Origin of the sequence: Polaribacter sargassicola (assembly GCF_021991835.1) — a bacterium.
Lineage (GTDB): Bacteria > Bacteroidota > Bacteroidia > Flavobacteriales > Flavobacteriaceae > Polaribacter > Polaribacter sargassicola.
Map to the genome: position 1 here is coordinate 337426 of NZ_JAHDAU010000001.1, position 26718 is coordinate 364143.

Annotated in this window: 20 protein-coding genes; 12 read left to right on the forward strand and 8 right to left on the reverse strand. The window is 29.4% G+C overall.

Features of this window, described 5'->3' with window-relative positions:
* Nucleotides 1-155 precede the first annotated feature (155 nt).
* From KI686_RS01405 to KI686_RS01420, 4 genes are all read left to right on the forward strand, one after another.
* Nucleotides 156-1202 carry a helix-turn-helix domain-containing protein gene (locus tag KI686_RS01405; RefSeq protein ID WP_237587441.1) on the forward strand — a complete coding sequence of 349 codons (1047 nt, stop codon included), beginning with the start codon at nucleotides 156-158 and terminating at the stop codon, nucleotides 1200-1202.
* Nucleotides 1203-1415: 213 nt separating this feature from the next.
* Nucleotides 1416-4274, forward strand: coding sequence for a TonB-dependent receptor (locus KI686_RS01410; RefSeq protein WP_237587442.1), 2859 nt, complete (start codon nucleotides 1416-1418; stop codon nucleotides 4272-4274).
* 11 nt (nucleotides 4275-4285) lie between these two features.
* Nucleotides 4286-5503: a Ca2+-dependent phosphoinositide-specific phospholipase C gene (locus tag KI686_RS01415; RefSeq protein ID WP_237587443.1), complete on the forward strand. Its 1218-nt coding sequence runs from the start codon at nucleotides 4286-4288 to the stop codon at nucleotides 5501-5503.
* A 2-nt stretch (nucleotides 5504-5505) separates the two neighbouring features.
* Nucleotides 5506-6747, forward strand: a complete 1242-nt coding sequence (locus tag KI686_RS01420; RefSeq protein ID WP_237587444.1) for a Ca2+-dependent phosphoinositide-specific phospholipase C — start codon at nucleotides 5506-5508, stop codon at nucleotides 6745-6747.
* 55 nt (nucleotides 6748-6802) lie between these two features.
* Here KI686_RS01420 and KI686_RS01425 read toward each other — a convergent pair whose 3' ends face one another.
* From KI686_RS01425 to KI686_RS01445, 5 genes are all read right to left on the reverse strand, one after another.
* Nucleotides 6803-8203, reverse strand: coding sequence for an RtcB family protein (locus KI686_RS01425; protein ID WP_237587445.1), 1401 nt, complete (start codon nucleotides 8201-8203; stop codon nucleotides 6803-6805).
* Nucleotides 8193-8717, reverse strand: a complete 525-nt coding sequence (locus KI686_RS01430) for a tetratricopeptide repeat protein (protein WP_237587446.1) — start codon at nucleotides 8715-8717, stop codon at nucleotides 8193-8195. The genes KI686_RS01425 and KI686_RS01430 overlap by 11 nt, the downstream gene beginning before the upstream one ends.
* Before the next feature lie 145 nt (nucleotides 8718-8862).
* Entirely contained in the window at nucleotides 8863-9555 is a 693-nt protein-coding gene (gene prfH, locus KI686_RS01435) for a peptide chain release factor H (protein ID WP_237587447.1), read from the reverse strand.
* Between the two features lie 67 nt (nucleotides 9556-9622).
* A complete protein-coding gene (locus KI686_RS01440; protein ID WP_237587448.1) occupies nucleotides 9623-10966 on the reverse strand; it encodes a PcfJ domain-containing protein in 1344 nt (447 codons plus the stop codon).
* A gap of 785 nt (nucleotides 10967-11751) precedes the next feature.
* A complete protein-coding gene (locus tag KI686_RS01445; RefSeq protein WP_237587449.1) occupies nucleotides 11752-13074 on the reverse strand; it encodes a serine hydrolase domain-containing protein in 1323 nt (440 codons plus the stop codon).
* Nucleotides 13075-13174: 100 nt separating this feature from the next.
* Between KI686_RS01445 and KI686_RS01450 the strand changes: the two genes are divergently transcribed.
* Nucleotides 13175-14389 (forward strand): aminotransferase class V-fold PLP-dependent enzyme, encoded by a 1215-nt coding sequence (locus tag KI686_RS01450; RefSeq protein ID WP_262913952.1) that lies wholly within the window; start codon nucleotides 13175-13177, stop codon nucleotides 14387-14389.
* Between the two features lie 72 nt (nucleotides 14390-14461).
* Here KI686_RS01450 and KI686_RS01455 read toward each other — a convergent pair whose 3' ends face one another.
* Nucleotides 14462-16102, reverse strand: coding sequence for an SGNH/GDSL hydrolase family protein (locus tag KI686_RS01455; RefSeq protein WP_237587450.1), 1641 nt, complete (start codon nucleotides 16100-16102; stop codon nucleotides 14462-14464).
* 12 nt (nucleotides 16103-16114) lie between these two features.
* Entirely contained in the window at nucleotides 16115-18931 is a 2817-nt protein-coding gene (locus KI686_RS01460; RefSeq protein ID WP_237587451.1) for a TonB-dependent receptor, read from the reverse strand.
* Between the two features lie 194 nt (nucleotides 18932-19125).
* Here KI686_RS01460 and KI686_RS01465 point away from each other — a divergent pair, with 194 nt between their 5' ends.
* Together KI686_RS01465 and serS are read left to right on the forward strand one after the other, a co-directional pair.
* Nucleotides 19126-20058: a bifunctional riboflavin kinase/FAD synthetase gene (locus tag KI686_RS01465; protein WP_237587452.1), complete on the forward strand. Its 933-nt coding sequence runs from the start codon at nucleotides 19126-19128 to the stop codon at nucleotides 20056-20058.
* Nucleotides 20059-20117: 59 nt separating this feature from the next.
* A complete protein-coding gene (serS, locus tag KI686_RS01470; protein ID WP_237587453.1) occupies nucleotides 20118-21392 on the forward strand; it encodes a serine--tRNA ligase in 1275 nt (424 codons plus the stop codon).
* Between the two features lie 88 nt (nucleotides 21393-21480).
* Here the strand turns inward: serS and KI686_RS01475 are convergent, their stop codons facing one another.
* Entirely contained in the window at nucleotides 21481-21624 is a 144-nt protein-coding gene (locus KI686_RS01475) for a hypothetical protein (RefSeq protein WP_237587454.1), read from the reverse strand.
* Between the two features lie 124 nt (nucleotides 21625-21748).
* Between KI686_RS01475 and KI686_RS01480 the strand changes: the two genes are divergently transcribed.
* From KI686_RS01480 to mgtE, 5 genes are all read left to right on the forward strand, one after another.
* A complete protein-coding gene (locus tag KI686_RS01480) occupies nucleotides 21749-23524 on the forward strand; it encodes a tetratricopeptide repeat protein (protein WP_237587455.1) in 1776 nt (591 codons plus the stop codon).
* A gap of 70 nt (nucleotides 23525-23594) precedes the next feature.
* Entirely contained in the window at nucleotides 23595-23924 is a 330-nt protein-coding gene (locus tag KI686_RS01485; protein WP_237587456.1) for a DUF4286 family protein, read from the forward strand.
* 5 nt (nucleotides 23925-23929) lie between these two features.
* On the forward strand, nucleotides 23930-24124 hold the full coding sequence (locus KI686_RS01490) for a hypothetical protein (protein WP_237587457.1): 195 nt from the start codon (nucleotides 23930-23932) through the stop codon (nucleotides 24122-24124).
* Nucleotides 24125-24243: 119 nt separating this feature from the next.
* Nucleotides 24244-25035, forward strand: a complete 792-nt coding sequence (rsmA, locus tag KI686_RS01495; RefSeq protein ID WP_237587458.1) for a 16S rRNA (adenine(1518)-N(6)/adenine(1519)-N(6))-dimethyltransferase RsmA — start codon at nucleotides 24244-24246, stop codon at nucleotides 25033-25035.
* Between the two features lies 1 nt (nucleotide 25036).
* A complete protein-coding gene (mgtE, locus tag KI686_RS01500) occupies nucleotides 25037-26389 on the forward strand; it encodes a magnesium transporter (protein ID WP_237587459.1) in 1353 nt (450 codons plus the stop codon).
* Nucleotides 26390-26718: the final 329 nt, after the last annotated feature.

Below are 26718 nucleotides of genomic sequence, written 5' to 3' on the forward strand. Positions count from 1 at the left end.
TCATCTCTTTTATAAAAATATAAACCACGCAAATTGCGTGGTTTTTTTGTTTTTAAATGTAAATCTAATGTTACTTCTATTCTATTTTTAAGTTAATTGTTACTTTTTGATAGAAAAATGGAATTTAAAATGCAGTAATTTGCTCTTTGTAAATTATGGAATATTTATTTGTTGCTGTTTTATCTCAAACATTAATCGCTATTTTTCTTTTTAAAGATGATTTAGTTCAGAAAAATACCGAAAAGATTCTCTGGTTTTTACTCATAAATTCTGCATGTATACTAATTTTAAAATTTGGTTTTCTAATTTTTGAGGAAAATGTACTTTTTAAATCGTATTCTCCTTCTATTACAATGGTTTCTCCTCCATTATTGTACGTTTACATAAAAAGTGTTCTATCAGGTAAAATAATGCCTAAAAACAAACAAATACCACATTATTTACCCAGTATATTATTTACAATTTACTTTATAATTGTTGGTTGTAATATTGTTTTTAACAAAGATTATAGCTGGATAATGCCTTATAAGAAAGTGTATGACATCTGTTATTTTACAATTGTAGTATTATATTTTAGTACCTGTTTGTATCTAATTTATAAAAGTAAAAACAACAACCTTTCTTGGTTAAAGTACCCTATTATTTTGTGGCTTTTAAGTATTTTAATTTTATACTCTGGTAAAATAGGTATTATACCAAAATTAATTACAGTTTTTTTAGTTACAAATTTATTGGGCTTTATAATTTTCTTAATTATTTTTCTAAAAAAAAGATATCAAGATAAACTAAATGAAGCTATTGTTCTATCTGAAAAAACGGTCAAAGTTAACAGCCCTAAGTATGAAAAGTCTACCTTAAAGGAAGATCAAAAAATAGAAATTTTAAAAACTTTAAAAGAATATATGGTTACTAAAAAACCATATTTAAAACACGATTTATCCTTAACAAAATTAGCAGAAGAATTAAAAACCTCTAAACATAATATTACAGAAGTTTTAAATCAGAATTTAAATAAAAAATTTTTCCTTTTTATAAATGAGTATCGTGTAGAAGAAGCTAAAAAAAGAATGAAAACTTTCGATAACGAAAATCTAAATTTAATAGCTCATTTTTCTGGTTTTAAATCTAAAACAACTTTTATAAAATATTTTAAAGAAATTACAGGTGTTACTCCTTCCGAATACCGTAAAAACATAAAATAATTACAATAAAAAAACAAGGTGTTTTTTTATTTACACTTTCATAACATTAGCTTAATAACACATAACTTACTGATTTTAAACAAAATAAAAGAACGTTCCGTTTAGTTTAAACTCTTTCATGTTCAGACCAAACACATTGAACTTTTATCTTGAGATTTATTTTTTTATTTGCCGCATCAGTTAAACCAAAATAAAAAACTACAATCAAAAAAAATGAAACAAAGTACAAAACATCAGTTTTTATTAACAGTTTCTTTTCTGTTAATATCTTATTTTTCCTTTGCTCAAGGATTAAAAATAAGTGGAACCATAGCAGATGAAATAGATGTATTACCAGGTGCATCTGTTTATTTAAAAGGTACTACTTTAGGTACAACTACAGATTTTTCTGGAGAATTTAATTTTTATACCACAACTACAGGTAAACAAACTTTAATTATTTCTTACATAGGTTATAAAACTAAAGAGATTGTTATCACCCTTAAAGATGGAGAAAACCTTAATTTAGGAACAATTAAAATTCTAGGAACAGAAAATGCTCTTGATGAAATTATTGTAAAAGGAAATTATTTTCCAACTCAGGTTAAAGCTTTAAACATGAAAAAGAAAAGCTTAGCAATTACAGAAGTTATTGCTGCCGATGCAATTGGTAAATTACCAGACCGTAATGCTGCAGAAGCTGTACAACGTATGCAAGGGGTTTCTATAGAAAGAGATATGGGAGAAGGAAGACGTGTTATTGTACGTGGTGCACCAACACATTGGACTTCTACAGTTTTAAACGGAAATAGATTACCAAGTGCCGGTGGTGCAAGTGATGAGCGTTATACTCAATTAGATGTTTTTCCTACAGAATTAATTCAATATGTACAATTAAGCAAGGCTTTAACACCAGATATAGATGGTGATGCTATTGGAGGTTCTATGAATTTTATCACAAAATCTTCACCAAATAAACAAACAATTAGCGCAACAGTTGCAGGTGGTTACAATACTAGAGCAGATGACCCTTCTTATAATGCTTCTTTTGTTTATGGAGATAGAATAAATGATAAGTTTGGTTTTATAGCTTCTGCTGTAATTTGGGATAGAAGAGCTGGTATTAATCAATACAGAGTTGATTATGATTTTTCTAATACAGATGCACAACAAGCTTACGGAATTAATACTTTACAATTAAGAGATTATTTGGCAAGACGTGTAACTACTGGTTACAATTTAGCTATGGATTACAAAATAACACCAAATAGCAAAATCTATTTTAAAGGACTATATTCTAACTATTTAGACCAACAAAACGTAAGAGAAACTTACTTTAATTTCCATCAAAATAATGTACAATATCAAGCTCGTCACGCAGATTATGTTACAGATTTATATTCTTTAAAATTAGGTGGAGAGTTTAACTTAACAGATCGTTTAAGTTTAGATGCTGCAATACAAACAGCTTCATCAAAATTTAAATTAGACTCGCCAGACAACTTACCAGAAAGTGAGAGAGGATACCCAATTGTAAATTTTGTACAATCTATGACTTATGGTGGTCGTGCTTCAGACGGTTTAGTGTATATGTTACAAGATTCTCCTAACAATGTTGGTAGTAAAATAGATAATATTTTACCTAATAATGAAACTGCTTTAGATCCGTCAAAAGCTCGTTTAAATCAAATTTTATTATCAATTTTAGATAAAAAAGAAACAGATTATACAGGTAATTTAGATTTTACTTACAACGCTAACAATAAATTAGATTTAAAATTTGGAGGAAAACTAGCTCATAAAAAAAGAGATTATAACTCTTCTCTTGTAGTTAAATTACAATCTGCTTTATTAGGTATACCAGACAGTGCACCAATATTATATTTATCTGATTTAGAAAGAGAAAACACACCTTATGATGGCTCTTTTTTAAATGAATTAGGTAATACTTACAATAATGTAAAAATAGAATCAATTACAAATAATCAAATTGATAAAATGTATACAGATGAGTTTGCTTCTCAACATGGTTTATTAACCGTTTTAACAAAAGATGCACCATCTAATGCACCAAGTTCTTATACTGCAAAAGAAAAAGTATATTCTAGTTATGTAATGGGTAATTATAAATTATCAGATAAATTAGAATTAATTGGTGGTATTAGAAACGAATCTAATCATTTAGAGTTTATTGGTTCTAAAGTAAGTACAGATGCAAATGGTGCAACGGTAGAAGAAATAAAAGAGACAAAAAAGTACAACGCATTTTTACCAATGTTACATGCTAAAATTAACCTTTCTGAAAAAGCAATTTTAAGAACTGCATATACAAGAACTTATGCAAGACCTACTTTTAACAGATTAAACCCAGGTACACAAATTAGCGAAATAGCTTTAACTATAACAGAAGGTAATACAGCATTAAACCCAACTTTTTCTAATAATTTTGATGCTATGTTCGAGTTTTATCCAGAAGGTTTAGGCTTACTTTCTGCAGGTGCTTACTACAAAAGTTTAACAGATTATATTTATGATGATCAAAGCATTGTAAACTTAAACGGACAAAATTACATTAGATCTAGACCAGAAAACTTAGATAATGCTTGGTTATATGGTATAGAATTAGGTTTGGTAAAACGTTTTGATAAAATGGATAATTTCTTAAAAAATATTGGGGTTGAACTAAACTATTCTTACATAAATTCTGAAGTAGAAATACCAACTTATACCAATGGTGTGCAAACAGGAAGTTATAAAACTACTTTACCAGGACAAGCAAAACACATTGGAAATGTAATCTTATTTTATGAAAACAATAAATTTTTAGCACGTATTGCTGGTAATTTAAAAGGTAAATATGTAAGCTCTATTAGAAGTGCAGCTGGTCCGGACCATTACCAATGGTTTGATGATAATTTTACTGTAGACTTTTCTTCGTCGTATTCAATTAACGACAGACTAAGAGTTTTTGCGGAAATAAGCAATATTACAAATGCTCAAAACAGATATTACCACGGAAACTCAGACAGACCAGAAATAGCTGGATGGTCTGGTATTAGAGGTCAAATAGGTTTAAGTTTTAATATTAGATAGTTTATTTAAAAATGAAAAAATTAATAACATCTCTTTTTATCGGGAGCATACTTTTAGTATGCTCTTGTAAAAAAGAAAGCTCTCAATTTTCTTTAGAAAATAATACTATTAAAATTGATGAAACTTTAAAAATAAATCAAATACAAGTTTTAGGTACACACAATAGTTACGCAAAACCTGTAGATGAAAAAGTATTTACATTGATGAATCCTATTTTTAAAAAATTAATGGGCCAATACAATGCAAATATGACAGATGAACAAAAAGCAAAAATGAAGGAATATCATCCAAATGAAATGCCTTTAAACGAAATGCTTAATTATAATCATCCAGATTTTAAAACACAATTAGACGCAGGTTTACGTTCTTTAGAATTAGATATTTATTACGACCCTACAGGAAACCGTTTTAACAAACCAGCTACTTACGAAATCTTAAAACAACAAGGAATTACAAATTTAGCTCCTTTTGATACTGTTGGTTTAAGTAAACCTGGTTTTAAGCTATTACACATGGCAGATATAGATTTTAGAACGCATTACCCAACTTTTAAAGGCGGATTAAAAGCACTAAAAAAATGGTCTAACAACAACCCAACACACGCACCTATTTTTATAATGATAGAAGCTAAAGATTCTGGGTTTCCTATTTTTCCTAACTCTGCTAAAGTTTTACCTTTTACAGAACAAGCTTTTGATGAAATGGATGCCTTAGTAAAAAACACATTAGGAAGAGATAAACTTATTACTCCAGATGATGTTCGTGGAGGTTATGCAACTTTAGAAGAAGCTGTTTTAGCCAAAAACTGGCCTTTATTAAAAGAATCTAAAGGAAAATTTATCTTTTTATTATTGCCTTCTGGTGGTGGTTTGGCTTCTAAAAGCGATTATGTAAAAAATCATCCCGTATTAGAAAACAGAGTAATGTTTGTACAATCAGAAATAGGACAAAAACATGCTGCTTTTCTATTGTTAGACAATGCAATTGTACGTCAAACAGAAATACAAGAAGCTGTAAAAAAAGGATATTTAGTTCGTACAAGATCAGACATAGAAACATACGAAGCTAAAACAAATGATATGACAAGAGCAAATGCTGCTTTTACAAGTGGCGCTCAAGTTATTTCTACTGATTTTTTTAGACCTGGAAACAACTATAATACAGATTATTGGGTAAAAATTCCTAACGGAAAACCAATGAGAACAAACCCAATAAACACAAAAAATTAATTATGAAATATTTAAACATAACAAAAACAGTTGCTGCTTTAGCAATTATTTTAACAATAAATGCTTGTAAAAAAGAAGCAACAAAAAATACAGAAAAAGAAATTTTAATAGAAAACGGAACCGTAAATCTTCCTAATAATATTAAAATAAATGAAATTCAGGTAATAGGAACACATAACAGCTACGCTAAAAAAAGAGATGCTGTTATTATGAACTTTCTAGATCCAATGTTTAGCAAAATGCTAAAAGGATTACAAGATAAAATGCCTGAAATACAAAAAGAACAATGGAAAGAATTTCACCCAAACGAAATGTCTTTTAAAGAAATGATCTCTTATAGTTTTCCAGATTTTCCTACACAATTAGATGCTGGTATGCGTTCATTAGCAATTGATATTGTTTATGATCCTGAAGGAGGAAAATTTAGCAAACCTGCCGTTTATGATGTTTTAAAAGCCAAAGGAATTACCAACTTTCAACCTTTTGATGCAACTGGTTTAGAAACTCCTGGTTTTAAAGTAATGCACATACCAGATATCGATTTTTTATCGCATTACAACACTTTTGAGAGTGCTTTAACAGATTTAAAATCTTGGTCTGACAAAAACCCTACTCATACTCCTATATTTATTATGATAGAGGCTAAAGATAAAGGAATGGCAGTTTTTCCTAACTCGGCAGAAATTGTACCTTTTACTTCTGATGTATATGATAAGTTAGATGCGCAATTAATAAACATTTTAGGTCGTGATAAAATTATTACTCCAGATGATGTAAGACAAGAATATGCTACTTTAAACGAAGCTGTTTTAGCTAAAAATTGGCCAACTTTAAAATCTTCTTTAGGTAAATTTATCTTTTTATTATTACCAGGAGGTGCTGGTTTAACAACCGAAGGAGCTTACATTAAAAATCATCCATCTCTTAAAGGAAGAACAATGTTTGTTAAGGCAAATGCAGGAGAACCACATTCAGGATTTTTATTGTTAGACAATGCTATTATGAGACAAAATGATATTAAAGAAGCTGTAGCAAAAGGATATATGGTTAGAACTCGTTCTGATATTGAAACTTATGAAGCTAAAGTAAATGATATGACCAGAGCAAATGCTGCTTTTTCTAGTGGTGCTCAAGTAATTTCTACAGATTATTATCAAAAAGAAAATAATTATGGCACAACTTACAGAGTACAAATGCCAAATAACAAACCTGTTATAAAAAACTCAAACATTTCAATTAAGTAGTAGTTTTGTTTATATTAAATGTAAAAACCACGCAAATTGCGTGGTTTTTGCAATTTTAAGATTTATTTCTTCTCTTATATTGTCTTCTTTTATTTTTCCAAGGTGCGTTTTTTTGCCAATCACCAGCCATAATACAACCATAAGGCTGTACCTCATCTATAACTTCTCCTAAACCAAATTCTTTCATTTGATTTCTTACAGTTGCTGCATTTTTGTAAGCAGAAGGCAATTCAGTAATATCAATTTCATTCGAAAAAAATCGGATGTCTAAACCTTTGGTTTCTTCTCTAAAAATATCCTTTACTGTACCTTTTTTACTTTTTCTATGTTGTGTTCTACTCACATTTCTACCTGCTCCATGAGGTGCAAAACCTAAATTGTTATTAGTCGTTTTTCCATCAACAATTAAAACAGGTTCTGCCATATTTAAAGGTATTAATCTTGGCCCTGTAATATCTGGCATAAACTTTTTATCTAAAGGGGTTGCTCCTTTTGCATGATAAAACAAATCGCCGTCTTTAAACACAAAGTTATGTTCGTTCCAAAATCTGTTTTCTGGCTGTTTACCCAATTTATGCAAGGTTGCATCGTGTAAAACTTCATGGTTTTTCTTTGTCCATTTTCTTACAATTTGCAAAGCTTCCCAATATGCTTTTCCTTCTTCTGTATCAAAAGGAATCCACGCATTTTGCTTTAAAGTTTTAGGAGACAATTCTTGTCTAAAACGTTCTGCAATTTTCATTCCTCTACTATATAAGTTTGCACCAAAACCTCTAGATCCATGATGTGTAATTAACATGGTATTTCCTGTGTTTTTAGAGGTACCAACAAACAAAAAATGATTTCCATCTCCTTGAGTTCCTAAATGTGCTCTTGCCGCAGAAATACATTTTTGGTTGTTTAAAAAAGGATTGGCTTCAATTTCTGCTAATAAATCTGATGGAAATCTGAATTGCTCATTTCTATCTCTTCCTCCAGGTCCAAAATGAGTTACAGCATGTGCTGCATCTAAAACGTCTTTAGGTTTTGCATTACCAAAATCTGTTAACATTACAGAGCAACAAATATCTGCACTATGCATACCTGGATGAATTGCATTTTTTACCACCACTACCCCACCAACAGGAATTGTACCAGATGATCCTGTAGGGCAAGCATCTGGCATAATTGCACCATCTACTATTGTAGGAGTTTTCATTAAAACTTCCATAGATTTAACTACAGCATTTACATTACTTTCTTCTAGTTCATTCTCTGCTTTTATATTGATTTTAAAATCTGCTGGATTTTCTAATAAATCAATTTCTACAACTTTAAATTGTTCTAAATAAGCAATCATATCAGTTTCTGATAATTCATTTGCATTTATATGTGCTATAGCTTCTGGAAACCATTTTCCTGATTTAAATCCTAATGCTATAATTTCTTTTCCTGTGATTTTCACTTTATTTTTCATTTTTTGCTTTTTTAATCTTCTTTACTTTCTTTCTCTTTGGCATTTTCCCTTTAATACGATCTTTTTCTGTATCTATATCTGATATAAAATCAGAGTTGTAAGCATACTCTTTTGCTTTTTTTATATAAACTAACGCCTTTGTATACTCTTTTAATTGTTCGTTTAAAATGGCTTTTTTTAAATACAAAACAGCCTTATCTGAACCTTTTACAGTTAATGCAAAATCTATAAATTCTTCTGCTTCTTTAACATCTTCATTCCATAAAAGTGTATTAATATATGGAGCGTAAACCTCAAAAGCATTAATATTTTCGGCTAAAGCTTCTTTAAAATAAACAATTGCTTCATCGTATTTATATAACTTTTCTGCATAAACTCTACCCATTAAAGTTAGAGCCATTGTGTTTTTTTCATCATATGATAAAGCATAATTTAAAGCTTCCATAACTTCTTCTAAATCGTATGGATAATTTTCTAATGCTTTAAACACATAATTGTTTACTAATGTTCCCATTTTTGTAATTGTTTATTAAATTGTCACTCCGAGTGAAATTATTTGCACCGTAGAGGAAAATAATTTAGTATCGAGAAGTTTTTGAAAACTCCTGTTCTCGATACAATTTTTCATTCTTCAAAATCACTCGAACTGACAATACTCTTTATTCTAATTGTTTTCGTAAATCATTCTTCAACTGATTTCTTTTAGTCTTAAATGATTTACTTTTTTTAATTTGTTTAAAATCAATTCCTGTAAAAACTCTAATAGGATTTCCCCTTTCTAATTCTTGATGATTTTCCCACTGATTTTTAAGCTGTTCATTTGCCTGATCTAAATTAAAACTCGCCACTTTTTCATGTAATCTTTTAATAGCTATTTTTTTATTTTGATGTTGAGATCTGCTATCCATTACCAAAACTTGTAAACCTGTTTGTATATGTTTTGCTCTAATTGCAGAATTTACTTTATTTACGTGTTGACCTCCTGCCCCTGAACTTCTAATGGCTTGAAACTGAATTTCATTTTCTTTTATGCTGATTGCTGATGAAATATCAACCTCGAAACAACCAATAAACCAGTTTTTACGTTTGTGAAACTTTCTAAATGTTGAGGTTCCTATCCATTGAATTGTACCAAACCAGTGTTGCAAAAATTCAGCAAGTTGGTTTCCATTTAATTGAATACTTACAGATTGTATAGTACCATTTTCTATGCCTGTTTCTCTATTAAGAATTGTATAGTCAATCTTATTGTTTATCAATTCTAACAAGAATATTCTAAGCACTTTTGCAACTACGTATTCACATTCTGCAGGTCCTTTTCCTGCAGATATTTGTATTGTTTTTGTTTCCATTTTTTTAATTAATTTTCTATTAAAGAGAAGATGATATTTATTGGAACCATCTTCTCTTTTATTTACTTTACAATAATGCTTTTAAGATAAAATATAGAATCCAAAAGACTACTTTTAGTACAGTTACTGTATCATAATTTTTGTCTGCAACATAAACCCCATTATCAACTATAGCATTGTAATCTGGTAGATAAACCTCCTCTTCCATTGGCTTAATTTTAGAGCTTTTAACCCATAAATCAATCAATTCCAAAGATTTTACACTTGGCTCATCATTATATTTTGCTTTTGCTTCAAAAATTTGTCTTTGTTTAAGACCAATTTCTATGGTTGCCAAACGAGTTATTGATTTACCTATAGTTTCTTTTTGTAAAGAAAATATGGCTATGTCATTATACTTACAATCTTCATCATATGCTGCAACACAGTGATGCATTACATTACCTTCATCAAACAGCGAAATAGAATTTAATAGTTCTACTGTTATATAAACCACTGGTTTTCCATTTTCAAATTCTTCTAAATACAATGGTTTTATTCCAGAAGCTTGCCAATTTAAAACATTACCAATCTCATCTCTATAAACTCTTTTCTGCCACTCATTAGTCTGAAACAGCAAAGCTTTTTGTGTTCTACTTTTCATAGAAAACGAAGGGTTTTCTCGAAATTTATAAGCCAAAAAATCTAACATTTGGTTTAATTCAGTAGCTTTTAAAGTTGTTTCTTTTGCAAAAAACTGAACCACTGTTACCCAGAACTTTTCTTCACTTTCATTGATATTAGATAACTTAGAAAAACCGATAACTTTAGCCGTTTTTAAAGAGGCTCCAAAACCTAAAGCTTGCGCAAAACGCAATGCTTGATTGGGTTCAAAAATATCAGGAGCATTCTTAAATTCGTGAGCCATTTTACTAGTTAAACGAATTGGTATTTGAGTCAATTCTTTTACACTTTTACCTTTACCTAATTGTATAAACCAAAGCATAAATTTTTTATCAACTCCAAAAAAAGCGTTTTCTAAGAATATTGGTGTTTCATAAACAGCAAAACTGTGTTTGATTAAAGATCTTAATTGCTCTTCTTTATCAAAACCTTTACGCTCCCAATTTTCTATATTGTTAACCATTCGATTACCAAAAGTACTTATATGAAGTAGCACCTCAACACTTTTGTAATCTCTAAGCAAACCATAACATTTTTGATTATATGTATGAATTAATAATCTTTTAAAAGTTGCTCTTTTCCAGATGTACTTCTTCTTACTTGTTTTTCCAAAAAACTCAAGAAGCATCGTTTCTATAGTTCCTTTATAACGTGTTGGCTTGTTATTTGATTTATCTATTTTCTCAACAAGTTTTAAAAAACTATTTTCACGGATATTTATATTTTTTGTGTTCCAATTCGTTTTCATTTTAAAGTTCTTTACGAGATGATTAACTCAGTAAAGCCACTTAATTTGGCAAATACTCTTTCTTTCAGAAAACTCATAACAATTTGTATTGCTAGAATATTCTGTTGATAAATGCAGCTTAATCAGCTTATTTATCTATTTTTTTGAGTTTCGAACTTTTGCTTAAACTTTTTGGTAAGGCATAAAAAAAATCCGAAACTTTAAATTTGCTTCGGACTTTTCATATATAATAGATAATTTCTATTTGTATTTGTGAAAGTCGCGAAGTAAGCTATAAAAAGAACCTAGTTCTGTTTGTATGCTTTTGTAATGTAAATAATTAAACATTGTACTTCGTTTTTATTTGAAAGACCTTTCGACTACGCTCAAGGTGACATTTCAATATTATTTTGTTGCTTTATTGCGATGCAAACTTATAATGACTTTCTGAATTACACAAATAAAAATTCAATTTAATTTATTGATTACCAGTTTTTTAACTAAGGTTTAAGCAGTAAAATTCTTGTCCGAATTTAATCAGAAATAGTGAGTTTAGATAACTCTTTGAAGTTGTGTTATGTAGTTACGACTTACACTTTTTATTTGCATCTAAATTAATTTCAAAAAAAAACGTCCAAAAAATGAATTTCGGACGTTTTTACTATTTTATTTAAAATTTCTATCTAGAATATACCTTTAAATAGTCGCAAAAAGCGTCCGTTTTTATGTTGATTAAATATATTCATAGATTAAAAATTATCTGTTTCTTATTAATTTGTATTGCAAATATGCAAAAAATAATGGAATTATTTTTGAAGGCTTTCTAAAACACCTTTTAAAAAGGTGTTTTCATCAAAATTTTTTAATCCAAAACGTACAATTACCATTTCTTGATCTGGTAAAACATATACTCGCTGACCTTGATAACCATCTGCAAAATACATGTTTTTTGGTACATCTTTAAACTCATTTTTAGCATTTAACCAAAATTGAGCTCCGTAAGTTCCGTTAGAAGTAGCTGTTGGCGTAGTTATGTAATTTACCCAATCTTTTGTAAAAAGTTGTGTTCCGTTCCAATTACCATTATGCAAGTATAAAAGGCCAAATTTTGCCCAGTCTCTAGTTGTTGCCCAAGAATATGAAGAAGCCACGTAATTACCACTTAAATCGGCTTCTAAAACCATTGAGTTCATGCCAATTTTATCTATAAAATCTGTATACCAAAAATCTAAATATTCTTGATGTGTTTTAAACTGATTTCTTAAAATACCAGATAACAAATTACTGGTTCCAGAAGAGTAATTCCAACTTTTGTTAGGCTCACCAACCAAAGGTTTATTTTCTTGCCTCTTGGTCATATCTCTATCTAAAAAAAGCATTTTAGTAGCATCAGAAATTGTTGTGTAATTTTCATCCCACTCTAAACCAGAATTCATTTGTAATAGGTTATTAATGGTAATATTTTTTCGTTCGTCATTTTGCCAAGAAGCAATTGGTGCTTTTTCTTCTACATTTAATTTACCTTGGTGTTGCATCACTCCAAAAACTGTACTTAACAAACTTTTAGTCATAGACCATCCTAAAAATTTAGATTCTTTTGTAAAATTATCTGCATATTTTTCTACAATAATTTGGTCTTTATAAAGTACTAAAACAGCTCTTGTTTTGTTAATAGAATCAAACAAAAACTCAACAGATTCATTAATTTTATTATAATTTAAATTAGCAAAAACGGTATCTTTTTGTGGCGAATCTCCGTAAGGATAAGTGGCAGAATTATCAATTTTTGTTCTTTTCGGAGCTAAATAATCGGCCGTTTCATCTGCATCTGTCAGTGTTAAAACAGCACCCAAACCTTTTCTAATTATTGCCTTTCTTGTTAACAAACCAAACGCAGAAGATGTTGCAAATTTATTTGTTATATCTACCTCATCTGAAGCTAAATTAACCGGAGAAAAATTATTATCATTTTGATCTGTATATTCTAAAGTTCTATCGGCCACAAAAACAGAAGAAGCCATGTTTTTAGCAGAATAACCTGCCAAAAGATTTAGCTTTGGATAATTATAAATAACTGCTATTAAAATAAAAATTAATACTAAAAGTAAAATTCGTTTAATTGCTTTCATCAAAAAAAGTGTTTAGTTATGTAAAAATAAGAAATTCATATTGTCTTTCTTACAAGTTTAAAAAATCAACCTTTATCTTTGTGTTTTAAAATACCTTTGTATGATAAATGTTGATAAAATTAGAGCAGATTTTCCAATTCTAAAAAGAACCGTTCACGGAAAACCATTGGTGTATTTTGATAATGCAGCAACTTCGCAAACACCACAAGTTGTTATTGATGCAATTGTAGATTATTATAGCAATTACAATGCAAATATTCATAGAGGTGTACATACGTTAAGCCAAGAAGCAACAGATAAATATGAAGAAGCGCGTATTAAAATTCAAAAACATTTTAATGCTAAAGAAGCTTATGAAATTATTTTAACTTCGGGTACAACAGATAGCATAAATATGATTGCTTCTGGCTTTGCATCTCTTTTAAACAAAGGCGATGAAATTATTGTTTCTGCTTTAGAACACCATTCTAACATTGTGCCTTGGCAAATGTTATGCGAAAAAACAGGCGCAATTTTAAAGGTAATTCCGATGCATGAAGACGGTTCTTTACAAATAGATGTTTACTATAATTTACTGAATAAAAACACAAAATTGGTGTTTTGTAATCATGTTTCTAATGCCTTAGGAACTGTAAACCCAATTAAAAAAATTATTGATGCAGCACACAAAGTAAATGCTGCCGTTTTAATTGACGGAGCCCAAGCAACACCTCATATAAAACCAGATGTACAAGCTTTAAATGTTGATTTTTATGTAGCTTCTGCTCATAAATTATGTGGGCCAACTGGTGTTGGATTGTTGTACGGAAAGCAAGAATGGTTAGAAAAATTACCGCCTTACCAAGGTGGTGGAGAAATGATTGCAACAGTAACTTTTGAAAAAACTACTTATGCAGGTTTACCTCATAAATTTGAAGCAGGAACACCAAATATTTGTGGCGGAATTGCTTTTGGTACTGCTATTGATTATCTAAACTCTATAGGTTTTGATGAAATTGCTGAATACGAAAATGAGCTTTTAGAATACGGAACGCAAGAGTTATTAAAAATAGACGGTCTAAAAATCTACGGAACATCTAAAGAAAAAACTGCGGTAATTTCTTTTAATATTGATAAAATTCACCCGTATGATATTGGTTCTATTTTAGATAAATTAGGAATTGCGGTAAGAACAGGGCATCATTGTGCACAACCAATTATGGATTTCTACAAAATACCTGGTACAATTAGAGCTTCTTTTTCTTTTTACAATACAAAAGAAGAAATAGACATTTTAGTTGCCGGTGTTAAAAGAGCCGCTATGATGTTGTCTTAAAATAAATTATAAATAAAAAAGGTTGAGAAATTCTCAACCTTTTTTATTTGTATCTACCTTATCTCTTAAAAATTACCTCAACGCAGGAGAATAATTTGTAGGATAATCTCCCGCTTTTGCTAAACCACCTGTAGCTAATGTAAAGTTAGTACCAAATTCTGTATCCATAGCTGCTAAAATTTCATTTGCCATTAAAGCATATCCTCTTGCTGTTAAATGCACACCATCTAAACTAATTAAACCACCAGTAACCAAATTTGTAGTCATTGTATAATCATCAAAAACAATCCCTGTAGTAGCTTCTTGTAAAATTCCTTTAAAATCTACCATAACAACATTAGCATTTGCTGCTGCAACGGTTTCAATAGTTGTATTATAAGCATCTGTTGCCGTATTTATCAATTCTTGTTCTTCTGGTGTAATTACCCATTTATCTTCTAATGGTAATGTTATCCCTTCTACAGAGAATTGACCTGCTAGAACTTGTGTTATAAGCGGATTTATAGACATTAAACTCTCCATAAAACTCACGTTTACCTCTCCTATTACACTACTACTTGGTAATACTAATAAATCATTTTCTGTAGCTTGCCTAACTTGTCCATATTGCTCACCTAATAATTGAGCTACTAATGGTGCTGCTTGTGCTGGTAAACCCATAGATTCTACAAACCCTATAAAAGCTGTATTAGAAGTGTCTGCTAAAATAGTAGTAATTGTTGTTGATAAATCTGTTAACGCTTCATCTTTAATTACAACAGCATTAGCACTTGTTGTTGAAAACTCTATTATTCTATCTGTTTCTCCTAACGCATTAAATACTTGATTTAATGCTCCGTAAACAATATTTAATGTTGGTATTTGAGCAGCAAACTCTACATTACCTGGATCTAAAGGATTGTAAGGTACAGTTGTAAAATGTGCTAAAGTTGTAATGTAAGGTACATTTGCTATAACACCTTTTGCCCCATTAGTTGTTAAATTAGTAACCATATTACTAAAAACATTTGCAAATACATTTGGATCTGTAATATCTGATGAACCATAAGTTGTTGGATCAAAATTACCTGTTTGATCAACACCTGTACCACCAGAAAGGGCGTATCCTAAAACATCATTTCCTCCTATTTCTGATAATGTAAAAAATGTTGGATTTTTAGCTAAGACATCTCCTAACACTGTTGCTGTTGAGCTAGAAGCAAATCTTGCATAATATGGATTTGCTAAACCCAAAGCAACACCAACTACGCTTCCGTATCCTTCTGCTAAAAAATGATAACTTTTTGCTCCTGGAATACCAAAATTATTTAAACTACCGCTTATATAAGTTGTAATTTCTGTAGTTGGCGTTGCTTCTAATGTTACTGGTGCAGAACCATCAAAATATAATCTTGGTGGTTGAGCAAGTGCACCTGCATAAAGTAATCCTCCAATATTATCATTCATTAAAGGTTGATTAAATTCTGAACCAAATTTACTTGCCAAAATATTAGGAAAAGAATTTTCTTGAGCTGCTATAAATAAAGCATTATCTGTAAAACCAGCAGTAAATGAAGCTCCAATAGAAACATAATTAGAAAAATCTAACCCATTTGTATTTAATTCTACTTGTGTTTCTTCTTCTGCTTCAATAGTATCTAATTCATTGTTTACATCACAAGAAGCAATGCTTAATGACAAAAGAAACAACCCTATATATTTATATTTTTTCATGAAGTTTTATTTTTAATTATTAATTGTCCAAGATAGATAATATTGAGACCCTACTGCACCAACACCTGGTGCACTTAAATATTCTTTACCTGTTAAATTAGCGCCTCCTAATTTAAATACAGATTTTATTGATGGAACACTGTAATTTACTTGTGCATCTAAAACAGTTCTAGCAGCTATAGTTGCATCTAAAAAAGTAGACTCCCATCTATATTTATCTTGCCACCTTGCATTAATATTAAATCCAAAATTTTTAAATAATTCTGCTTTACCAAATTGTAATTTAACCTTATGTTCTGGTGTATTAAAACCAGCTTCAAAATCTGGATCTGATAATTGGTCAAAATCAAATTTTGCATAAGTATAATTTAAGCCTAAATTATAGCCATCAAATAACCTTGTATTTAAACCTATTGTTGCTCCATAAGAACTTATATCTGCTGCAGAATTTGTATAGGTCTGAAAACCTGTATAATCGCCATTACCAAGTGCTAGCAATGATAAAGAGTTATCACCTACTACCCCATAAAAAGGAACTACCACATTTTTATTAGCTATAAAATCTTCATATTGATTATAATACACGCTTAAATCTATTGCTATATTAGATTCTGACGCTTCTACAATACCTCTATATCCAACTTCGAAAGCAGTTACTTTTTCTGGCTTAACTACAGATATATTAGCATTTGTTGGTAAATCAGTTTGGTCTACGGCAAATGCTTCTACAGAAGTTTGAGAAAAGGCATTTTCATAAGCAGATCTACCACTTAAAGATATTGTACTTGATCCTGTAAAAGCTTGTCCAGAACCACTTACTGTTAATTCTGGTGTAAAATATCTATCTAGATTATCTGGCGCAGAACCTACTAAAAAGCCTCTACCTGCATTTAAACCAATATATTGGTCTTGAGTTGTAGGGTTTCTAAAACCTGTTTGAAAAGATGCTCTAAAGTTTTGGTTTTTATTTTCTCCGGCTGCATAAGCAAATGATACTCTTGGTGAAAAATTACCATCAAAATTTTGTGCTTTATCATAACGAATAGAAGTAGTTACTTTTAAGCGTTCTTCATCTAAAAATTTTCTTTGAGACTGAATATAAAAACCGTATTCATCATAATCTATTGGTCCATCATAGTCTGTAAAAATACTTCCGTTTGAGTTTAAAGAATACAATCTGTAAGATCCTCCGATTTGAATTTCTGCCCATTTAATATAATCTTGTAAATTATAATTAGCATCTGCATGATATAACTTGGTGTTATCTTGAAACTTAGCTCCGGTAGTTAAATCTGGGTCTGCAATAACTTTATTAAAAGCCTCTTTAAATTCATCTGAACCAGGTAAAAATCTACCCGTTTCTGCTGTTTGTCTTGCCAACGCATGTGCTTCATCTGAAGTTAAACCGGCAAGAGTACCTTGTACATAAGCACCTGTATATTCTCCAAACCAAGTATTATCATCTTTCCATAATCTATTTACATTAATAGCTGCAAAACGAGTATCATAAGAATTACCTGCATCTTCACTTGTCATATATCCTCTAACAAAAAAGTTTTTCCCTCTTGCTTCTAGTTTATGCTGCTCCATTAAAAAGTCTTTTATGTTATATCTATTTGTTCCTTGATAAATTGTGTTACCAATACCAACTTTAGAGTTCCATATAATTTCTAAACGATCGTCTCCAAAAGGACGATAATTTACTGCGCCAACAAACTTTAAGCTTTTTGCTTCGTAAGACATTAAATCTCTCTCATTATACCCTGTTCTACTTACACTTTCGCTAGGTACTAATGCAGATGCTCCTGTTGGTAAAACACCTAAACCTTCTAATGTTTCTGCAACACCTTTTAAATTTGTAGAAACCTCATCTCCATAGACATTTAATCCATCATAATTTCTATCAGAATCTCTATCACCAGAGGTATATTCTCCGTTTAATGTATTTCTATAATCTGTTGCGTGCCACTCTTCTCCTTTTAAATATGCAATAGTAGCTTTTACTGCTAATTTATTAGAAAAAGCATGCGCCATTCTTATATTTAAATCATAAAATTCATTATTCCCTGCGGCTTCTTGGCTTGTAATACCACCTTTTAAAGACACGCTTATCCCTTGATCTTCAAAAGGGCTTTTACTTGTCATAAACATAATTCCGTTAAAAGCATTTGCACCATATAATGCAGATGATGCTCCAGGCAATAATTCTACCGTTTTTACATCTAACTCAGACATCCCTAACAAATTACCCAATGCAAAATTTAAGGCTGGTGATGAGTTATCCATACCATCTACCAATTGCATAAATCGTGTATTAGAAAAAGTAGCAAAACCACGTGTATTTACAGATTTAAATGTTAAACTATTTGTATTAACATCTACTCCTTTTAAATTTTCTAAACCATCGTAAAAGCTTGGGGCAGAAGTATTTTTAATTTCTCTAGAGTCCATTCTTTCTATAGTAACAGGAGACTCCATAATACGTTCTGGTGTTCTAGAAGCAGAAACCACAATTTCATCTAATGATGTTTCATTCTCAATTAAATTTATTTCTAGTTTTTGGTTTTTTTTAGTTATTTCAACTTTTTCTATATGAAAACCCAACACAGAAATTTCTAATGTAAATGGTGGATTTTCTTCTGTTTTTAAAATAAAATTCCCATCAAAATCTGTGGTTGTACCCACCGCTTTTCTTGAAATTTTAATATTTGCTCCAGGAAGTAATTCTCCTGTTTTTGCGTCTTTAACTGTACCGGTAACTGTGGTTTGTGCAACCATTGTTAAACCGCTAAAAGCTATAAACACTATAAGTAAAATCTTTTTTATCATAATGTAAATTATTTGTTAATCATTATGCAAAATACAATTTTTTTTCAATTATATAATTATACACCTATTTTTTTATCATTTTAATAAAAAAACAGCTTAATATTACTATTTTAAAACCTTAAAAACTCTACTTTTATACCTAAAATTAAACAATTACTTATTGTACATTTGTAAGGAAATTAATTTTATTTTTCTTGAATACAATTCAAAATATTGCTAAGTTTTCTACTAAAGAAAAAACATTTGTTACTATTGGTACTTTTGATGGAGTACATTTTGGTCATCAAAAAATTATTGAAAAATTAGTTAAAGAAGCAAAAAAGGCAAACAGAAAATCTGTTCTTTTAACTTTTTTTCCACACCCAAGAATGGTACTACAAAAAGACAATTCTTTAGAACTAATTAACACCATAGAAGAACGTGCCGAGCTTTTAGAAAAAACAGGGTTAGATTATTTAATTATTCATCCTTTTAGTAAAGAATTTTCCAGAATGACGGCTTTAGAATTTGTACGTAATATTCTGGTAAATCAACTTAATATATCAAAATTAATTATTGGTTACGATCATCATTTTGGTAAAAACAGAGAGGGTAATATTGTTCAGTTAACAGAATATAGCCATTTATATGATTTTGTTGTAGAAGAAATTCCGGCACAAGATATAGATGATGTTTCTGTAAGTTCTACAAAAATTAGACGTGCTTTAGCAACAGGTAATTTAAAAACGGCAAATGATTATTTAGGATATAATTTTATGCTAAATGGTAATGTTGTAAACGGTAAAAAATTAGGTGGTAAAATTGGTTTCCCAACTGCAAATATAGATGTTAAAGAAACTTACAAACTAATACCTAAAACAGGTGTTTATGTAGTAAAATCTAACATTGATGATAAAACTGTTTTTGGTATGATGAATATTGGAAACAGACCTACTGTAGATGGAAAACACCAAACTATAGAAGTGCATTTTTTTGATTTTAATAAAAATTTATACGATAAAAACATTACTATAGAATTGCTTTATTTTTTACGTGATGAAGAAAAATTTAGCTCTCTAGAATCTTTGATTAAACAATTAAAAAAAGACGAAAATATTGCTAGAGATTATATACAAAACAATCTCTAATTCTGCATTGCCAAAGTCTTAAGCTTACTGTATATTTGTGCTTTAAAACATAACAAAGAATGTTACAAGTACAATTTATTAGAGACAACAAAGAAACCGTTTTACAAGGTTTGGCAAAACGTAATTTTGCAAATGCAGAAACAATTATTGAGCAAGTTTTAAGTGCTGATGAAAAGAGAAGAGCAACACAAGTTTCTCTAGACGATGTTTTAGCAGAATCTAATAAATTATCCAAAGAAATTGGTGGCCTTTTTAAATCTGGTGAAATACAAAAAGCTAACATTTTAAAAGAAAAAACAAGTTTGCTTAAAGATAAATCTAAAGAATTATCTGAAGCTTTAAATGGTTTTTCTGATGAACTACAAACGCTTTTATATCAAATACCAAACGTACCTCATACCTCTGTAAAAGCAGGTAAATCTGAAGAGGACAATGAAAATATTTTTAGTGAAGGTACAATACCTGATTTAGGAGAAAATGCATTACCACATTGGGAGCTAGCCAAAAAATATGATATTATAGATTTTGAATTAGGTACTAAAATTACAGGTGCTGGTTTTCCTGTTTATAAAGGTAAAGGAGCAAGATTACAACGTGCTTTAATCAACTATTTTTTAGATAAGAATACAAATGCTGGTTATACAGAAGTACAAGTGCCACATTTGGTAAATACAGATTCTGCTACAGCAACAGGGCAATTGCCAGATAAAGACGGACAAATGTATCATTCTACAGTAGATGATTTGTATTTAATACCTACTGCAGAAATACCTATTACAAACATGTTTAGAGGTAATTTATTACAAGAAACAGATTTTCCTATAACAGTTACAGGTTATACACCTTGTTTTAGAAGAGAAGCTGGTAGTTATGGTGCGCACGTACGTGGTTTAAATAGATTACATCAATTTGATAAAGTAGAAATTGTACGTATAGAACACCCAGATAATTCTTACCAAGCTTTAAACGGAATGGTAGAGCATATTAAAGATATTTTAAGGGAGTTAAAATTACCTTATAGAATTTTACGTTTATGTGGTGGAGATACAGGATTTACATCTGCATTAACATTCGATTTTGAATTGTTTTCTACAGCACAAGACCGTTGGTTAGAAATTAGTTCTGCTTCTAATTTCGAAACTTTTCAGGCAAATAGATTAAAACTTCGTTTTAAAAATAAAGAAGGTAAAAGCGAGTTAGCGCATACACTTAACGGAAGTTCTTTAGCTTTACCACGTGTTTTAGCCGGAATTTTAGAAAATTATCAAACTGCAGAAGGCATTAAAATACCAGAAGTATTAGTACCTTATTGTGGTTTTGATATTATAAATTAATTTATAAAACAGTATTCAGTAGCAGTTTTCAGTTCATTATTAATAATAATTAAGGCTGATAACTGCAACTGTTAGCTGCAAACTAGGTTTAGTTTGCAACTACAGCTACCATTAATCTTTTATATTTATTCATTTCTAAAAGTGCATTAAAATAAGCACTAATTTGTCCTTTTTTCATAAACTCAATTGAGTTTTGTTTTGCTATTTCGTATTGTTTAGAAAATGTATTCATAACTTTTAGTTTTATTAGTTGTTTACATTAAAGACAAGTTTCGTGCCAAAACGTTACAGTATAACGCTAAAAAATAGCTTGTTTAATAAAGTTTTAACATTTAGGTTGATTATCTTTGGTATTGATGAAAAAACTTTTTTTACTTATTTCTCTTACTATAACTAGTATTAGCTTCTGTCAAAACGAGTATTATTTGGCGGAAGATTATTATAGAGAAGGAGAATATGAAAAAGCTACTCAACTTTTTAAAAACTTATATTCTAAAAATCCTTTTAATACTACTTACTTAAGCAGATTAATTTCTTGCTATCAAGAAACAAATACTTTTAACAAAGTAGAAGAAATATTAAATGCTGCGCTTGATAAAAACCCAGATCAAACTTTTTTTTATGTTTATTTAGGTTATAATTATCAAAAACAACAATTACCAAAACTTGCCGAAAAAAATTATACAAAGGCTTTAAACTCTATTGATAAGAACAGTTATTACGGCGGTTTTATTGGCAGACTTTTTAAAGATTATAACCTGTTAGATAACGCAATTTTAGCTTATAAAAAAACGATGGCTAAAAATGAAAAAGCAGATTACAATTTTAGGATAGCACAAATTTATGGAGAAAAAGGAGAGCTAAAAAAAATGTTTGAATCCTACTTAGATTTAGTAGAAATTAATATCGAAAACTATAATTTAGTAAAAAGATTTACAAGCAGTTATATTACAGATGATGCAGAAAATGAAGCAAATATCTTATTTAGAAAAGCGTTGCTAACAAAATCTGCAAGTAATCCAAAAGATGAGTGGAACATTTTATTAAGTTGGCTTTTTACATTACAAAAAGATTATAATAAAGCATTTGTACAAGAAAAAGCATTATATGTAAGAAATCCTTTAAGTTTAAATACAATTTTTGATTTAGGTAAAATTGCATTTGAAAACAAAGATTATAACACTGCAAAAGAATGTTTTAACTTTATTAATAAAGAAGAAACTTTACCATCAGAAAAAATTGAAAGCTCTTTATATCTTGCAAAAATAGCAGTTGCTACTAATAACCCCGAAACAGAAAAATTATTTACATCATTTTTTAATCAATTCGGCAAAAATACATCAACTATAAAATTACAGGTAGAATATGCAGATTTTTTAACTTTTAAAAAAGATAACCCAAACAAAGCCAAAGCAGTTTTAGAAGAGGCATTAGAATTAGCTATTTCTAAATTTGATAAAGCAAGAATTAAGTTAAAATTAGGAGATATTTTAGTTTTTACAGGTAAATACAACAAAGCATTAATCTATTTTTCTCAAATTCAGACACAATTAAAAAATCATGAACTAGCACAACAAGCCCGTTTTAAAGTTGCAAGAACTAGTTATTTTAAAGGCGATTTTACTTGGGCAAAAGCACAATTAAAAGTTTTAAAAAGCTCTACAACACAATTAATTGCTAATGATGCCTTAGAACTATATTTAACAATAACAGATAACGAACCTGTAGATTCTATTCCTTCGGGATTAACACAATACGCTAAAGCAGAATTGTTAGCTTATCAAAACAAAACACAACAAGCTATAAATACTTTAAACATTGTACATAAAAACTTTAAAGGGCAACCAATAGAAGACGAATCTCTATTTAAACAAGCAAAACTTTTTATAGAACTTAAGCAATACAAAGCAGCAATTTCTAATTTAGAAAAGATAATTTTACTAAATTCTAATGGTATTTTAATTGATGATACTTATTTTGAATTGGCAGAATTATATAATAATTATCTAAATAACCCAGAAAAAGCATCAGAATACTATCAAAAGATTATTTTTGATTATCCTTCGAGTATTTTTTTAGTAGATGCTAGAAAAAAATATCGAAAAATTAGGGGAGACACAAATCAATTTTAATTATCAAAATACTTTTAATGTGTAAAATTTACTCAAAAAAAAAGGTTAGGTAAACACTTAAAAAAATATAATGTACATATACAACGTAACAATAAACATAGACGATTCTTTGCATAAAGAGTGGTTAATTTGGATGGAAACTCAAATATTAAACGTATTAAATACAGGTAAATTTAGCTCTGCAAAACTTACAGAAGTTTTAGTTGATGAAGAAATGGGTGGTAAAACTTATTCTGTACAATATTTGGCAAATTCTAGAGAAAACCTAGATGAATACTACAAAGAACATGCAGAAGCTTTGCAATTAAAAAGTCTTAAAAAATTTGGTGATAAAATGTTATCTTTTAGAACAGAATTAAAGTTGATAAAAGAATTTTATCCTACAAATGTTAATAATTAGAAAAAATGCTAAACCAAAAAATTTATAAAAACAGAAAAAAATTAGTGCTAATCGGTTTTCTGTTAACGTTTTTTGGAGCTTTATTAGCTTATTTAAAATGGGGAATAGAACCAGAAGAAACTATTGCTGGTTTTCTTTGTGGAATTGGTGCTTCTTTAATTCTTTTTTCTTTTGGTTTAAAAAAAACTAAAGATGTTTAAAAAACACTTCTTACATTAAAAACCTAAACACCTTGTTTAAGTTTTTAAAACAGTAATCTAACCTACCATTGTGCATAATTTACTGTACATTTGTTAAAAAAAGTATAAAAACCAATACTGTGACAGTAAAAGCAAAAAAACATTTAGGACAACATTTTTTAACAGATGAAACTATTGCTAAAGATATTGCTGATGCTTTAACCGAAAATGGCTATGATAATGTTTTAGAAATTGGCCCAGGAATGGGTGTTTTAACTAAATATTTATTACAAAAAAAGCCAAAGGTTACTGTTATGGAATTAGACAGAGAATCTGTAGATTATCTTAAAAATACATTTTGGTTAGAGCACATAAAAATAGACACTTCTAAAGACAAGTTTACCATTTTAGAAGGCGATTTTTTAAAGAAAAATATTCAAGAAACTTTTAATAAAAAGCAAGTAGCAATTATTGGTAACTTTCCTTACAACATCTCTTCTCAAATTGTTTTTAAAGCAATAGAAAACAGAGATTTTGTTCCAGAATTTGCAGGTATGTTTCAAAAAGAAGTTGCTATGAGAATTGCAGAAAAAAAAGGAAGTAAAATTTACGGAATACTTTCTGTTTTAACTCAAGCTTTTTACGATGTAGAATATCTATTTACTGTTCCGCCAACCGTTTTTAATCCTCCACCAAAAGTAGATTCTGGTGTTATTAGATTAATTAGAAAAGAAAATTACACTTTACCAGTTGACGAAAAATTATTTTTTAGAGTTGTAAAAACAGCTTTTAATCAAAGAAGAAAAATGTTACGTTCTAGTTTAAAATCATTTCAACTTTCTGATGCTTTAAAAGAAGACCCTTTTTTTACCAAAAGACCAGAACAATTGTCTGTTAATGATTTTATAGAACTGACAAAAAAACTAGCATAAAATGATATTTGAAATCACATCAGAATTTTTAGAAGATCTTAAATCTCTTATCAATTTAGGTAATGATACTCAAATTAAAAAGATATTTAAAGAAGTCCATTATGCAGATATTGCAGAAGTTTTAGACGAACTTTCTTTTGATGATGCTATTTATATAATTAAACTTTTAGACAGCGAAAAAACATCTGAAATTCTTACAGAATTAGATGAAGATATTCGTGAAAAAATTCTTGAAAATCTTTCAGCTAAAGAAATTGCAGAAGAAATTAAAGAAATGGATACCGATGATGCGGCAGACATTATTGGAGAACTATCAGAAGAACGCCAAGAACGAGTTATAAATGCTTTAGAAGACGTTGAGTATGCTGCAGATATAAAAGAACTACTTTCTTATGAAGACGATTCTGCCGGTTCTTTAATGGCAAAAGAACTTGTAAAAGTTTATGAAACTTGGACAGTTGCAGGTTGTTTACGTAGAATTAGAGGCCAAGCTAAAGAAGTAACCAGAGTACACTCTATTTATGTTGTAGATAAAGAAGAAAAATTAATTGGTCGTCTTTCTTTAAAAGATTTAATTACCGCAAAAAACGAACAAAAAATTGCCGAAATATACATACCTAAAGTTACTTTTGTACACGTAAATGAACATGATGAAGAAGTAGCAAAAATTATGGCTAAATACGATTTAGAAGCCATACCTGTGGTAGATGATAACCATATTTTATTAGGTAGAATTACTATTGATGATATTGTAGATTTAATAAGAGATGAAGCTGATAAAGATTATCAAATGGCAGCTGGTTTCTCTCAAGATGTAGAGGTAAATGATACTATTTGGGAACTTACAAAAGCACGTTTACCTTGGCTAATTTTAGCTCTTTTTGGAGGTTTTATTTCTGTTTCTGTCTTAGGAAGTTTTAATGGAGCTATGGATCGTTTTCCAGAACTTTTTTTCTTTACGCCATTAATTGCAGCAATGGCTGGTAATGTTGGTGTACAATCTTCTGCAATTATAGTGCAAGGTTTAGCTAACGATAGTCTTAAAGGCTCTTTATTTAAACGATTATTAAAAGAAATAGCACAAGGTTTATTAAATGGGGTTGTTTTAGCTGCTTTATTAATGTCTGCCGGAATGTTATTTTTAGGATTTCCTTTTAAATTAGGTATTACAGTAGCAATCTCTTTAATTTCTGTAATAATTATAGCTTCTATTATAGGTACTTTTATTCCTATTATTTTAGATAAAAGAGGTATAGATCCTGCTTTGGCAACTGGGCCTTTTATTACTACAAGTAATGATATATTAGGGATTATAATATATTTTAGTATAGCAAAACTAGTTTTAGGTTTTTAAAAAAGCCTTTCTGAGTTTTCAGAAAGGCTTTTTTCTTTTTCTTTTAATTTTGGATATAAACCCCTAATTTATATCCGCAATTAATCCCTTTTTTTTATATATTCCCCTAAAGAATAATATACATCAAAAGTAAAAAGTTAAGTATTTTTATTTTGTAAAAAACCACATTTTTAAATGCAGGTTTCCGCAAAATAAAATATTCTTTTAAAAAAAAAGCCTTTCTGAAAACTCAAAAAGGCCCTTAAATTAATCTCTAGACTTAAACATCTATAATTAAATTTTGTCTGTATTATTTATTAATGGGGGGATATAATACAATGCAAATTTAA